Raw genomic sequence first — 13,382 nt, 5'->3', positions numbered from 1 at the left:
TCGCCGGCAGCCTTTTGCTCGCAGTTGGGCTTCTAGTGCCAGAGCGGTTCGCGGGACACGTAGGTGTTCAGCAACCGCGCGTCCAGTTCGCGGCAAGTCCCGTTGGCCACCCGTGGATCGGATTCTGAGGTCAATGCGCTGAGCACCGAGCTGATCAATGCTCCATGGCTTACCACCAGCACGTTTTCTCCTGGGTGCTGCTGGCTGATCTTGAACAGGGCGTTAATCGCGCGTTCAATGAGGTGCTGCTCGGTTTCGCCAGATCCAATGTGCACTTGGCGTTGTTCATCGGCCGGGTGTCCTACCAGCTTGCCTTCCCAATCGCCGAAGTCCTGCTCCATGAGCTCCGGGTTTTCGTACAGGACACGGGCGCCGACGCCGTTGGCGATAATTTGCGCAGTCTGCAGCGCCCGGAACAGCGGGGAGGAATAGACCGCGGCCCACGGCCCCTGCATCGCGAGGTCGGCTGCCAGTTGCCGGGCTTGGCGCACTCCGGTGTCGTTCATCGGCAGGTCGCTGCGTCCGTGCAGCCTCCCTGCTTTGTTCCACTCGGTCTGGCCATGGCGGATCAATACAATTTTCTGTTCACTCATCGTCTTCTTCTTTCTTGCGTACACTTCCAGATGCTGATCTTGGGTGCGAAGTTTTGCCAATATCAGTGGGCGGCCCGCTGGCCGCCCACTGACGGTGTTGGCGCCGCATCCTGCGGCCCGGTCATAATGTGGTCGCTGTAGGCAACGAACCAATTCACTGCTTCTTGCCCCATTTGAAGTACCCCAAATCCTGATCCGGATTCCTCGAGAATTTCGTGAGGGGCAAAAGGATTCATGTTGTAGGAAACTGCTGGCGCCATGAACACCGGGGTATTGATCAACTGGCTCGTTGCAGCCTGGTGATAATGCCCGCAGAGGATGGCCCGGATGTCGGTGCCGGCGGTGATCGCGGCCAGGGCCATCGGATCCTTTAATCCACGCCCGGCTCTTGCTGAACTCGTGGCTTCCACGGGCGGGTGGTGCAACAGCAGCAGTGAGCCAAGTGGTGCCGGCACGGTAAGCAATGCCTGCAGCCACGCGAGCTGGGCCTGATCCACTTCGCCTTGCGCCAGCTGGAATCCTCCGCTGTCCAGCCCGATAATCCGCAATCCCAGTACTTCGTGCACGGTATTGGCCGGGTAGGGGCCGGTCGATAACCGCTGGGTATTAAATTCTGGACCGACGCTTCCTAGTGGATCGTGATTGCCCGGAACGCTGATCACCGGGCATCCAAGCTCCTCTTGGATGTCATTGAGCATCGCCGCGGCCGCCGGGTGGACCGGAGCGCCTCGGTCGGCGATGTCTCCGGTCACGACGATAGCGTCTGGCGAAAAGTGCTGCGAGACCCGCAGGGCCTGGCGAGTTCGCCGCCAGGAATCAATGCTTCCATGAAGCAACCGGCCTTCAGGGCAAAGATGGGTGTCGCTCATATGGATGATTGTCAGTGGCTTCATCGATCCCTCCCCGCGTCCTGCTGCCGTTCATTCCATTGAACTTTTCGGTTCTGACGATTAGGTGAACAAGGAACCGACGAGATATGAAGTCCTAGCGAATCCCTGTTTTTCGATTACCGAACGAAAATTGCCGAAATCATGGGATATTGCCCGCAATACATGCGATCTGCGGTATATGAACAGCGAGTAGCACCCAAAACGACTACCCTTAGAAGAGCAGATTTGAATCCACCAAGGAGCTATATCCATGACGGGCAGCAAAGTCGTCGCCTTTGGCCACTTCCAGCCGGAGCGCATCGTCCCTAACACCGAGCTGGAAAAGCTGGTGGAAACCAGCGATGAGTGGATCACCCGTCGCGTTGGCATCGAGGAACGCCGCTGGGGCACCGGGGTCGAAACCGTAGACTCCATGGCCATCAAGGCCGCCGAGATGGCTTTGCGCAATTCAGCAGATATCAAGGCAACGGATATCGATCTGATCGTCGTCGCTACCTGCACCGCCACCGACCGCTCGCCGAATATGGCCGCTCGCGTTGCCAACGCCCTGAATATGGAGCAGGGTCCTGCCACCATGGACCTCAATGTCGCTTGCTCGGGCTTCGCCCATGCAGTCGGCATCGCCCAGGGAGCCATTGCCGCAGGCTCCTCGAAGAACGCCCTGGTCATCGGTTCGGAAATGCTCACCGACTACACTGACTTCTCCGACCGCACCACCTGCGTATTGACCGCGGATGGAGCTGGCGCGTTCATCATCACCGCTTCTGAAGATAATGGGATCTCTCCAGTGGTTTGGGGCTCGGTTCCATCGCTGTCCGATGCGGTTCGCATTGAAACCGAAAACGACATGAAGTTCGCGCAGAATGGCCAGAGCGTTTACCGCTGGACCGTCACGCAGCTTCCAAAGATCGCTTCGCAGATCATTGACCGCGCAGGAATGAAGCCAGAAGAACTGGACGCGATTGTCCTGCACCAGGCCAACCTGCGCATCATCGAGCCGCTGGCTGAGAAGATCGGCGCTCCGAACGCACGGGTGGCCACCGATGTGGTCTACTCGGGCAACACCTCGGCGGCATCGGTTCCCCTGGCCTTGTCGAAGATGATGGCCTCGGATGAGCCACTGCCTTCAGGTTCCAAGGCTTTGCTCTTTGCCTTCGGTGGCGGCCTGGCTTACGCTGGCCAGATCATCACCATCCCGTAAGCATCTATCACCGCTAGTGGGCGTCCCGGCATTCTCGCCGGGGCGCCCACTAGTGCTTTAACAGCGTTTAACGGGAGATCCAAAAACATTCCCGCCGCCCCTTGTCCAAATGCGTTAGTCGCTGCTAACGTATCTTTCATGCTTGATCTGCTGGAAGTCGCATCCGAACCAACGCGAAGGCGCTTGATTCAGTTGCTGGGTTCCGGAGAACGTACGGTGACGGAACTGGCGGGAAATTTTACGGTCTCTCGTTCCGCCATCTCACAACACCTGCTGCTTTTAATTGACGTAGGACTGCTGCAAGCGCGCAAGGATGGACGCAGCCGCTACTACTCGCTGAACCCAGCAGGCATCGCGAAGCTCAAGGTCCTCCTTGACTCGTTTTGGAACACCGAACTTGATCTACTCGTCGCCGAAGCCGCCGATTTGGCAGCACTCGGCACACCGCCGAATTCGCCACAGCAGCCACCAGGAGAAATGCCATGAGCTTCGAACGAACTGTCCTCCTCCCCGTTGACGCCGACACCGCCTTTGACCTTGTCACCAACCCCGAACGCCTTCGCCGCTGGCAAACAGTTGCCAACCGCGTTGATCTTCGAATGGGCGGGGGCTTCCGCTTCACCATGGGACCGGGCCATCAGGCCACGGGCACCTTCACCGAAATCGAGCCGGGCAAGCGCCTGGTGTTCTCATGGGGCTGGGAAGGCTCCGACGCCGTACCGCCGGGCGACTCAACGGTCTTCATCACCTTGGAACCTTGGAAGAACGGCACCGCAGTCACCTTGCGCCATGAAGGCCTGAACGCAGAACAGTCTTCGGGCCATGCAGAGGGATGGAACCACTTCTTGGATCGCCTCACGAGCTTTGCCCAGTCCGGCGAGGCAGTGATCGACCAGTGGAACGCCGTTCCCGAGCCCCAGGACCCGTTCATTTCTGCCGAGGGATCCTTGGCGGCACTGCAATTTGCCCTGAACAGCATTTCAGAAGCAGACCTTGGCAAGGCCACCCCATGCGCTAAGTTCTCGGTGAGCCAGCTGCTGGATCACCTTGCAGGTTCGATCTGTTCGATCGGCAAGGGCCTGGGAGCAGCGGTTTCTGACGACCCAGCGCTCGCGCCAGAAGTTCGCATCGCCAACTTGGCGCAGCCGACCCTGGAAGCCTTCGCAGCTCGTGGCCTGGAAGGCGAAATCGATCTCGGTTTCGCTGCGATGCCGGCAAAAGTTGTCGCCAGCATCCTGAATCTTGAATTGATGGTTCACGGGTGGGACTTCGCCCAGGCCACGGGGCAGGGCTTTGAGATCCATCCGGGCCATGCCGAGTACGTTCTCGGCCTGGCACGCAAGACCATAGGTCCAGAACAGCGCGCGTCAGGCTCCTTCGCGGAAGAAGCTGTCATTGCCGAATCCGCCAGCAGCCTGGATCGCTTGATTGCCTTCACCGGCCGCGTTCCCGCAGGGGTTTGAGGACCACTGATGGTTGATGTCTCGACCAGCATCGTGATTGACCGGCCGCTGGCCATGGTGGCCGGTTACACGATGAATCCATTGAACGCACCGACGTGGTATCAGAATATCCACTCGGTGCGCCGGCTGGACCAGAAAGAATTTGGGGTCGGTTCCCGCACCTCCTTTGAAGCTCGCTTCCTCGGTCGGGACCTCTCCTACACTTACGAAGTCACGTCGATGCTGGAGGACGAGGAACTGGTCATGGCCACCGCTCAAGGCCCATTCCCCATGCGCACCACTTATCGATTCGAAGCAGTGGGCCCAACGGCAACCCAGGTCCGGCTGCGCAATGATGGACAGCCTGCGGGTTTCAGCAAGCTCGTCGCCCCGCTGATGAAACCCATGATGCGCCGTGCCAATATGGCTGATCTGCGAGCCCTGAAGAAGATCCTGGAGCGGGCCTAGCAATGATGTTCAGGTGCCGTGGACGCCATGCAGCCAGCATGGTGTCCACGGCACCGGTGCGCTACTGACCTGAGTGTTCCCACTCACTAAGATTTTCGACTTGACGTTGGGTGCATCACACCCGCACACTTGTACTCGTGAACCTGTCAGACAGCTGGACACCCGGACAGCAGCCGATCGAGCGACGCTCCGCTGCCGAAGCCGTATTCCACGCACTCCGCCTTGCCATTGAAGCCCAGGAAATCCCGGTCGGGAGCAAGCTGGGCTCCGAAGCGGCCCTCGCCGCCGACTACGGCGTGAGTCGCTCGGTGGTCCGCGAAGCATTGCGTTCCTGCGCAGCACTGGGGTTGACCCGCACCGAAACCGGGCGCGGAACCTTTGTCATTTCGCACCGCCCCACCCGCGAATTGAAGCTGGGCGTCTTCTCCTCCGACGACCTGCTCGAAGCCCGCCCGCATATCGAAATTCCGGCCGCCACGCTCGCGGCCACCCGGCGCACCGCCGAAGATCTGGAACGCATCAGCGGGCTGATCGAGCAGATGGACCAGGAAGACGATGCCGCCGCCTGGGTGGAATTGGATGCCGCCTTCCACGCCGCCATCGCCCAAGCCAGCGGCAACTCGGTGTTCACCAAGGTGGTCTCCGATATCCGCGAGGCCATGGCCCGCCAATCCGAAACCGTGAACCTCGTCGCCGGGCGGCGCAGCCCTTCCAAGGACGAGCACCTGGCCATCTACCGGGCCATCCAAGCACAAGATCCCCAGGCCGCCAACCAGGCCATGGGCGATCATCTAGCAGCTGTACAACATGCCGTGTCCACCATCGTCAGGAGCAATAAGTGATCCCCGCCCACCCGCAGTCGCAGACCGACCCGCTGGCCAACCCGGTTTTGCCACAGCACGCGCCATTGGTAGCCGCCACCCGCGGCCAAGTTGTGGAATCCATCCACTACGGCTCGGCAGTGCTGCTGGACGCGCAGGGGGAAGTGCTCGCCTCCGTCGGCGAGCCGCAGGCCGCCTACTACCCCCGCTCGGCATTGAAGCCGCTGTTCGCCGTGGGCATGCTCCGCGCTGGCCTGCAGCTGGACGACCAGCAGCTGGCCCTGGCCTCGGCCAGCCACTCCGGTGCCCCGATCCACCAGCAGGTAGCCAGCTCCACCCTGGCAGCGGCCAAGCTGGATGAAACCGCGCTGCGCAACTCCACCGACCTGCCCTACGGCGTGGCCGAGCAGCAGGAGTACCTGGCCGCTGGCGGCACCGCCACCCAGCTGGCGCAGAACTGCTCGGGCAAGCACGCGGCCCTGGCCGCGCTGAGCGAGCTGAAGGGCTGGGACACCGCGGACTACCTCCACGACGAGCGCCTGCTGCAGATGCTGCAGGAGACCGTCGAAGAGCTCACCGGCGAGAAGATCAGCGGCGAAAGCACCGATGGCTGCGGCACCCCGGTCTTCCTGATCAGCCTCATCGGCCTGGCCCGCGGATTCGCCCGCCTGGCCTCCGCCGAAGCAGGCACCCCCGAGGCCCGCGTGGCCGCAGCGATGTCCAAATACCCGGAACTGGTAGCCGGCGTGGGCCGCGATGTCACCGAGCTGATGCGCGCCCTCCCCGGTGCGGTAGCCAAGGACGGCTTCGAGGGCATCCAGGCCGTGGCCTTGCCCGATGGCACCGCCCTGGCCGTGAAGATCGCCGATGGCTCGGACCGCGCGCGCATGCCGATCACCGTCAAGCTCCTGGCCGAGCACCTCGGTGATGCCGCTCCTGCGGCCCTGGGCGAACTGGCCAGCTCCCCCGCAATGGGCGGCGGGGCGCCAGTGGGCGTACTGGCTGCCCTCTAGATCCTTCCTTACTCGAACCACTACCTTTTTGGAGATACATCCACCATGTCTGAAACCTTGCTCAGCGGCGAAACGCGTAGCGAGCATGATCTGATTGGCGACCTCGACATCCCAGTGGAAGCCTACTGGGGCGTGCACACCCTGCGCGCAAAAAACAACTTCAACATCACCGGCACCACCCTGGCTGGCAACCCGCACCTGATCCGCGCACTGGCGCGCGTGAAGCAGGCCGCGGCCCGTGCCAACCACGAACTGGGGCTGCTGGATGCGGACCGCGCCCGCGCCATCGACCAGGCCTGCGAGTCCATCGCACACGGCTCGCTGCACGACCAGTTCATCCTGGATCCGATCCAGGGCGGGGCCGGCACCAGCACCAACATGAACGCCAACGAGGTCATCGCCAACCTGGCGCTGGAAATCCTGGGCCACCAAAAGGGCGAGTACCAGTACCTGCACCCGAACGACCACGTGAACCTGTCGCAGTCCACCAATGACGCGTACCCGACCGCGGTCAACATCGCCACCCACTTCGCGACCCAGCCGCTGCTGGCAGCCATCGAGGTGCTCCAGGGTTCCTGCAATGCCAAGGCCGCTGAATTCCGCACCGTAGTGAAGATGGGCCGCACCCAGCTGCAGGACGCCGTGCCGATGACCGTGGGCCAGGAGTTCCGCGGCTGGGCTGTGACCCTGGGCGAGGATCGGGCCCGCTTGGCCGAGTCGCTGAGCTTGGTCACCGAGATCAACCTGGGTGCCACCGCCATCGGCACCGGCCTGAATGCACCGGCCGGATATGCCGAGGCCGCCTGCCGCCACCTGCGCGAACTGACCGGGCTGCCGCTGACCACCAGCCCGGATCTGATCGAAGCCACCAGTGATGTGGGCGCCTTTGTGCACCTCTCCGGCGTGCTCAAGCGCGTGGCCCTGAAGATCTCGAAGATCTGCAACGACTTGCGCTTGCTCTCCTCCGGTCCGCGCGCGGGGCTGAACGACATCCAGCTGCCGGCCGTGCAGTCCGGTTCCTCGATCATGCCAGGCAAGGTCAACCCGGTGATCCCGGAAGTTGTCAACCAGATCGCCTACCAGGTGGTCGGCCACGATTTGACCGTGACCATGGCGGCCGAAGGCGGCCAGCTGCAGCTGAACGCCTTCGAGCCGGTGATCGCCCATTCCATCGCCCTGTCCCTGAAGCACCTGACCAATGGCTGCTTGACGCTGGCGGAGAAGTGCATCGACGGCATCACCGTAGATGAGCAAGCGCTGCGCCGCGAGGTGGAGAATTCCATCGGGCTGGTGACCGCGCTGAACCCGCGCCTGGGCTATGCCGCCTCCACCTCGGTGGCCCTCGAAGCGCTGCACACCGGACGCGGCGTGGCCGAGCTGGTGCTCGAACGCGGCCTGCTCTCCGCCGATGACCTCAATGAGCTGCTCTCCCCCGAGCGCCTCGCCAACCTCTCCGACTAAAACAAGGATCCCGATGGACAATTCCACCCCGCACGCCACTGCGGCGCACGTGCCTGACGCCGCGCTGACCGCCGGCGACAACGATTACCACAAGGGCCTTTCCTCCCGGCAGATGCAGATGATTGCCATCGGCGGCGCCATCGGCACCGGCCTGTTCATGGGCGCCGGAGGCCGACTGGCCGATGCCGGCCCCGGCATTGTCATCAGCTACGCAGTCTGCGGCTTTTTCGCCTTCCTGATTCTGCGCGCGCTCGGCGAGCTGGTCATGCACCGCCCATCCACCGGTTCCTTCGTCTCCTACGCCCGCGAGTTCTACGGCGAGAAGGCCGCTTTCGCCACCGGCTGGCTGTACTGGCTGAACTGGGTGATGACCGCCATTGTGGACATCACCGCAGTGGCCTTGTATATGGGCTTCTTCGGCAAGTACGTCGCCTGGATCAACGCCGTGCCACAGTGGGTCTGGGCGCTACTGGCCTTGGCCGTAGTGCTGACCATGAACCTGATCTCGGTCAAGGCCTTTGGCGAGATGGAATTCTGGTTCGCCCTGGTCAAGGTAATTGCGCTGGTCGCCTTCCTGATCATCGGCTGCTACTTTGTCATCTTCGGCACCCCGGTAGAAGGCCACGACGTGGGCTTCTCGCTGATCACCGATAACGGCGGGCTATTGCCCAACGGCTTCATGCCGGTTCTGGTGCTAATGCAGGGCGTGGTGTTCTCCTACGCTTCCATCGAGCTGATCGGCACCGCCGCCGGCGAGGCCAAGAACCCTGAAAAGGTCATGCCCAAGGCCATCAACACCGTGATCATCCGCATCGCCGTGTTCTATGTCGGCTCCCTGGTCCTGCTTTCGCTGCTGTTGCCATACACCGCCTACAGCTCCGGGGAATCACCCTTCGTGACCTTCTTCGGATCGATCGGCATCCAGGGCATGGACGTGATCATGAACCTGGTCGTCCTTACCGCGGCGCTGTCTTCGCTGAATGCCGGTCTGTACTCCACCGGCCGCATCATGCGCTCGATGTCGCTGAACGGCTCGGCTCCGCGTTTCGCCGGACGCATGAACAAGGCCGGCGTACCGTACGGCGGCATTGTGATCACCGCCGTGGTGGCCGTGCTCGGTGTTGTCCTGAACGCCATCGTTCCTGCTGCAGCGTTCGAGATCGTGTTGAACTTCGCCGCCATTGGCATCATCGCTTCGTGGGCCATGATCGTGCTGTGCCAGATGGCCTTGGTGAAGTCTGCCAAGCGCGGCGAACAGGATCGCCCGAGCTTCCGCATGCCGCTGGCGCCGATTTCCGGTTGGGTCACCTTGGCCTTCCTGGTCATGGTGCTGATCATGATGGCCTTTGACAACCCGGTAGGCACCTGGACCATCGCCTCGCTGGTCATCATCATTCCGATGATCATCGGCGGCTGGTACTTGTGCCGCGGCCGCATCAATGAACTGGCTCAGGCTCGCATGAACTCCAAGGCGTCGGTCGAGTAGTCTGAGGGAACAATTAGAAATCACACCATAGCGGCCGAGGTAATCCAGTAACTGGTTTACCTCGGCCGCTGGTTCTTATTTATAAGGCCTAAAGAATACATGGATCATCTAGTTACCCGCTAAGTTTCCATGCAGAGTTAGCGGCCTCCTACGATGCCTAACTTATCTAATCGACTCCAGAATTTCACGCATATCAGCTTCCCCCAGAGATCGACCCGTTCGATTTTCAGTTCGAACTTCGTAGGAACGATCCTTGCTTGGAGCATAGAGCATCCGGAGAGAAGGACTATCTTTCGCCTTCGTTTGAAGAATGGCAGCTTCCGACTCATGTATCTTGATCCATGATTGAACATCCGTTGGATACTTTTGTCTGGTGACTTCCTCAGCAAACGAGACTGGCATCTTGCGCGCAACGACTTCAAACGTGTCATATCCCTGACGTTCATAAACTAGGGTTAGTTCTTTAGGATTGTTGTCCTTCACTGGAGGAAGGTGCGTCACAAGGATTTGGCTCAAGTGATAACCCTGAGGCGAGTATTTTGGTACAGAAACTGAATATCCTAAATCTTCTATCGCGGACGAAATATCAGACGGCTCAAATTCACTCTCTTGAGCAGTCATCGGACCCCACGCAATTCCCCGAAAGATCCAAAATATAATCCCTATGGCAACAACCGATAGAACAGATATTTTCAGCCACTTATTCTTCATGAATCCACTTTCTCGCGTAAAAATTTTAGCCGTCGATAAATTGTTCAATTTTCGGGAAAACGCCCTCCGTAGACGTCGAATCGGTATAATCAAAAGTCACGAAGTCATAACCATCAATAACACGATTCATTTGGAACTTAAACTTAACGCGATCTCCTACCGTAAACCTTTTCGTTAAATTGCCTGCAAACGGCAGTTCCACCGGGACCCTTGCATTGTCAAAATAGAAGTAAGTCGCGTCCTCCTCGGCGTTGTAATGAACTCGGCTGATCTTATCACTGACCACTACGGACGAATCCACAGGCAATGTCTTCGAAACGTCAACCAAGGAGTCTAGCTCACTGTCATAAAACTCCTCATAAAGACCGCTGAAGTCGTATTCTCCCTCTGGACCACCAAGAGCCCGAAGCGCCGGCTTAGGACGCTTAAAGGAATCCGATGGGACTAGAAATTTTTTATCTCCAAAGTCGACGAAACTCCCAACACTCGGCGCGGCAAGATCACCTAACGCTCGGTATGATTTGACTCCATAATGGTTGTACCCAATCCATATGCGCCATTTGTGTTTGGACGTTGAATTGAACGACGCTATATAATTACCAGTTCTTCCACTTCCGACCTTGTATGTACTGTATTGGTTATGGCCGACCGTACGATTAATCGGCTTGAATGACCCCTTACGAAGTACCACACCAATGCTTCCCCTATAGAAAAGCTGTTGCGAATTTGCCCACATCTCAATTCTATGTCCAGCTTTCTGCGCGTAGACTTTCTTGTCGACCGTATTGACACCATTACTACCCTTATTGAATTGCACGCTCCCCGGGGTCACGGTAGCTCTGGAACCATTATCTGAGAAAGTTGCCGGGTATTTCTTTGGTGACTTGACATTTTCAAGCACGTATTCGAATGCGGTCATCAGGACGTCTTTCCACCCGAGTGCATACGGTACGACCACCAGAGACCGAGCCTCGGGAGCAACGGAAGAACGCGATGCATTGGCCGCCTGAGCCGGCGCAATTGCTATCGAAAGAGCGAGCCCCGATGCAGCAACCCCCGATACAACAGTCAGCACCGAGTCCTTACGGCTATTTAGCGGGAAATACGCCTCAAAATCCCCTACTTCGCAATAGACAAATGCAGTAATAAACTCCGGATTGAGCTTCAAGTATTTTTTGCAGGCGCTAGTTTCAGACTCTAATCAGTGGCAAGATGAGTGAGGTGGAACACTCTAAGCATTCATTTCATAAATTGGATTCGTACATCTCAATGCCCCGGCTCGGCGGCCTAGCTCTCTCCCCCGACGGAACGCGCTTGGTCACCGCCATGAGCACCCTGTCCGAGGATGAAACCAGCTACGACAGCGCCTTGTGGGCCATCGATCCCAAAGGCCAAGCCCCCGCACGCAGGCTCACCTTCGGAGAACAGGGCGAATCCCAGCCGCAGTACACCGCCAGTGGCGACCTGCTTTTCGTGGCCAAGCGCTCCAGCAAGGACGACGCCAAGCCCGAGGGCTGGCTCCTCCCGTCGGAAGGCGGTGAAGCTCGCCCGGTCATCTCCCACCCGGCCGGCGTTGACTCGCTGCGCATCTGCGAGCAATCCCCGCAAACCATCGTCCTTCGCACCAGTGCTCATAGCCGGGCCAAGGACCTTGATGCCGAAGAGAAGCTGCGCACGGCCCGCAAGGACAAGAAGGTCTCTGCGATTTTGCACACCGGTTATCCGGTGCGCTACTGGGACCATGACCTCGGCCCATCCACCCCGCACCTCTACACCGGCACGCTTCCAGAGGATCAGGATTCTGCCCGTACTGAGCTCACGGATCTGACCCCGGGCATCGGCGCGAACCTCCAGGAGGCCGCCTTTGATGTGGCACCCAATGGCGAATTCCTGATCACCGAGTGGCAGGTGAATGAAGGACGGGCCTCCCTGGCCCCGGGCCTCATGCGCATCGACATGCACAGCGGTGCCCAGGATCTGCTCCTGGCCCCAGATGACGCTTTTGAGTACACGCTGGGCAAGATCAGCCCAGATTCCAAGGAGCTGGTCTACGCTCGCTGGCACCGCTCAACAGCGGATACTGCACCGGTCTTTGAACTGTGGCTGATGCACTTGGCCGATGGATCCACCCACCAGATTGCTGCCGGTTGGGACCGCTGGGCCAATGACATCCAATGGGTTCCCAATGGGCGTTCACTGCTGCTGATCGCCGATGACAACGGGCATAGCCCCATCTTCCATCTGAGCCTGTACAACGACAAGATCACCCGGCTGACCGATGAGGGCAGCTTCACGGATGTGGCCGTCAGTCGTGATTCCCGCACCGCCTACGCGCTGCGGTCCAGCTACTTGTACCCTGCCGAGCCGGTGGCGGTGGACCTGACCCACGTGCACGAGCTTGAAGCCGGCGACTTCGCAGATCTGACCCAGCTGCTCTCCCCGGCCGAGCGCCCCGAACTTCCCGGCACCTTGAGCGAGGTCAGCACCACTGCTGAGGATGGTTCCACCGTCCGCGCGTGGCTGGCTCTGCCGGAATCTGCCTCTGCGCAAAACAAGGCACCGCTGTTGCTGTGGATCCACGGCGGACCGCTGGGTTCGTGGAATGCATGGAGCTGGCGCTGGAGCCCCTGGCTGTTGGTCGCCCAAGGCTACGCCGTGCTGCTGCCCGACCCTGCCCTGTCTACCGGCTACGGCCAGGAGTTCATCCAGCGCGGCTGGGGACGCTGGGGGCAAGAACCATTTACGGATCTGATGGCTATTACCGATGAGGCCGAGGCCCGCGAAGACATCGACGAAACCCGCACGGCCGCGATGGGTGGTTCCTTCGGCGGCTACATGGCCAACTGGGTGGCGGGGCACACCGACCGCTTCAAGGCCATCGTCACCCACGCCAGCCTGTGGGCTCTGGAAGGCTTCGGCAAAACCACCGATGCGGCCTTCTACTGGACCCGCGAGATGAGCCCGGAAATGCGCGAGCAGAATTCGCCTCATCATTCGGTGGGCAATATTGTCACGCCGATCCTGGTCATCCACGGCGACAAGGATTACCGCGTGCCCATCGGCGAAGGACTGCGCTTGTGGTACGAGTTGCTGGCAGATTCCGGTTTGCCGCAAAAGGAAGACGGCAGCACCGAGCACCAGTTCCTGTACTTCCCGGATGAGAACCACTGGATCCTCGCCCCGCAGCACGCCAAGATCTGGTACGAAGTCGTGACCGAATTCCTGTCCCAGAAGGTCCTGGGCAACGCGCCCGGCGAACTGCCTGAGCTCCTAGGCTAGCCACGGCATGCACCGGC

General features: G+C 60.0%; 13 protein-coding genes. 9 read left to right on the top strand and 4 right to left on the bottom strand.

Features of this window, described 5'->3' with window-relative positions; all coding sequences use genetic code 11:
- Window positions 1–32: 32 nt before the first annotated feature.
- Both AC6CHO_RS16490 and AC6CHO_RS16485 read right to left on the bottom strand, forming a co-directional pair.
- The gene (locus AC6CHO_RS16490; protein ID WP_498216562.1) at window positions 33–593 is read right to left on the bottom strand and encodes a histidine phosphatase family protein; all 561 of its coding nucleotides are present in this window, start codon (window positions 591–593) and stop codon (window positions 33–35) included.
- 62 nt (window positions 594–655) lie between these two features.
- On the bottom strand, window positions 656–1,486 hold the full coding sequence (locus AC6CHO_RS16485) for a metallophosphoesterase (protein ID WP_498216560.1): 831 nt from the start codon (window positions 1,484–1,486) through the stop codon (window positions 656–658).
- 247 nt (window positions 1,487–1,733) lie between these two features.
- On the opposite strand from AC6CHO_RS16485, the gene AC6CHO_RS16480 reads away from it, so the two are divergent.
- The 8 genes from AC6CHO_RS16480 (at window position 1,734) to AC6CHO_RS16445 (ending at window position 9,375) form a co-directional block, all read left to right on the top strand.
- A complete protein-coding gene (locus AC6CHO_RS16480; protein ID WP_444661923.1) occupies window positions 1,734–2,684 on the top strand; it encodes a beta-ketoacyl-ACP synthase III in 951 nt (316 codons plus the stop codon).
- A 138-nt stretch (window positions 2,685–2,822) separates the two neighbouring features.
- Window positions 2,823–3,170, top strand: a complete 348-nt coding sequence (locus AC6CHO_RS16475; RefSeq protein WP_444661921.1) for an ArsR/SmtB family transcription factor — start codon at window positions 2,823–2,825, stop codon at window positions 3,168–3,170.
- Complete coding sequence (locus AC6CHO_RS16470; RefSeq protein WP_498216558.1) at window positions 3,167–4,147, top strand: TIGR03086 family metal-binding protein; 981 nt, start codon at window positions 3,167–3,169, stop codon at window positions 4,145–4,147. Before AC6CHO_RS16475 ends, AC6CHO_RS16470 begins: the two co-directional genes overlap by 4 nt.
- A 9-nt stretch (window positions 4,148–4,156) precedes the next feature.
- Complete coding sequence (locus tag AC6CHO_RS16465) at window positions 4,157–4,594, top strand: SRPBCC family protein (protein ID WP_498216556.1); 438 nt, start codon at window positions 4,157–4,159, stop codon at window positions 4,592–4,594.
- Between the two features lie 137 nt (window positions 4,595–4,731).
- Window positions 4,732–5,436 carry a FadR/GntR family transcriptional regulator gene (locus AC6CHO_RS16460; protein WP_444661916.1) on the top strand — a complete coding sequence of 235 codons (705 nt, stop codon included), beginning with the start codon at window positions 4,732–4,734 and terminating at the stop codon, window positions 5,434–5,436.
- Window positions 5,433–6,428 carry an asparaginase gene (locus AC6CHO_RS16455; protein ID WP_498216554.1) on the top strand — a complete coding sequence of 332 codons (996 nt, stop codon included), beginning with the start codon at window positions 5,433–5,435 and terminating at the stop codon, window positions 6,426–6,428. Before AC6CHO_RS16460 ends, AC6CHO_RS16455 begins: the two co-directional genes overlap by 4 nt.
- 45 nt (window positions 6,429–6,473) lie before the next feature.
- Window positions 6,474–7,889, top strand: a complete 1,416-nt coding sequence (locus tag AC6CHO_RS16450) for an aspartate ammonia-lyase (protein WP_444661912.1) — start codon at window positions 6,474–6,476, stop codon at window positions 7,887–7,889.
- A 13-nt stretch (window positions 7,890–7,902) separates the two neighbouring features.
- A complete protein-coding gene (locus AC6CHO_RS16445) occupies window positions 7,903–9,375 on the top strand; it encodes an amino acid permease (protein ID WP_498216552.1) in 1,473 nt (490 codons plus the stop codon).
- A 162-nt stretch (window positions 9,376–9,537) separates the two neighbouring features.
- Here AC6CHO_RS16445 and AC6CHO_RS16440 read toward each other — a convergent pair whose 3' ends face one another.
- Together AC6CHO_RS16440 and AC6CHO_RS16435 are read right to left on the bottom strand one after the other, a co-directional pair.
- Complete coding sequence (locus tag AC6CHO_RS16440; protein ID WP_498216550.1) at window positions 9,538–10,086, bottom strand: hypothetical protein; 549 nt, start codon at window positions 10,084–10,086, stop codon at window positions 9,538–9,540.
- Window positions 10,087–10,111: 25 nt separating this feature from the next.
- Window positions 10,112–11,254, bottom strand: coding sequence for a hypothetical protein (locus AC6CHO_RS16435; RefSeq protein WP_498216548.1), 1,143 nt, complete (start codon window positions 11,252–11,254; stop codon window positions 10,112–10,114).
- Between the two features lie 44 nt (window positions 11,255–11,298).
- On the opposite strand from AC6CHO_RS16435, the gene AC6CHO_RS16430 reads away from it, so the two are divergent.
- Window positions 11,299–13,365 (top strand): S9 family peptidase, encoded by a 2,067-nt coding sequence (locus AC6CHO_RS16430; RefSeq protein WP_498216546.1) that lies wholly within the window; start codon window positions 11,299–11,301, stop codon window positions 13,363–13,365.
- Window positions 13,366–13,382: the final 17 nt, after the last annotated feature.

Source organism: Glutamicibacter sp. GQ173, from assembly GCF_059759215.1.
The sequence above is the reverse complement of the archived record's forward strand: the minus strand, read 5'-3'. Positions and strand labels throughout refer to the sequence as shown.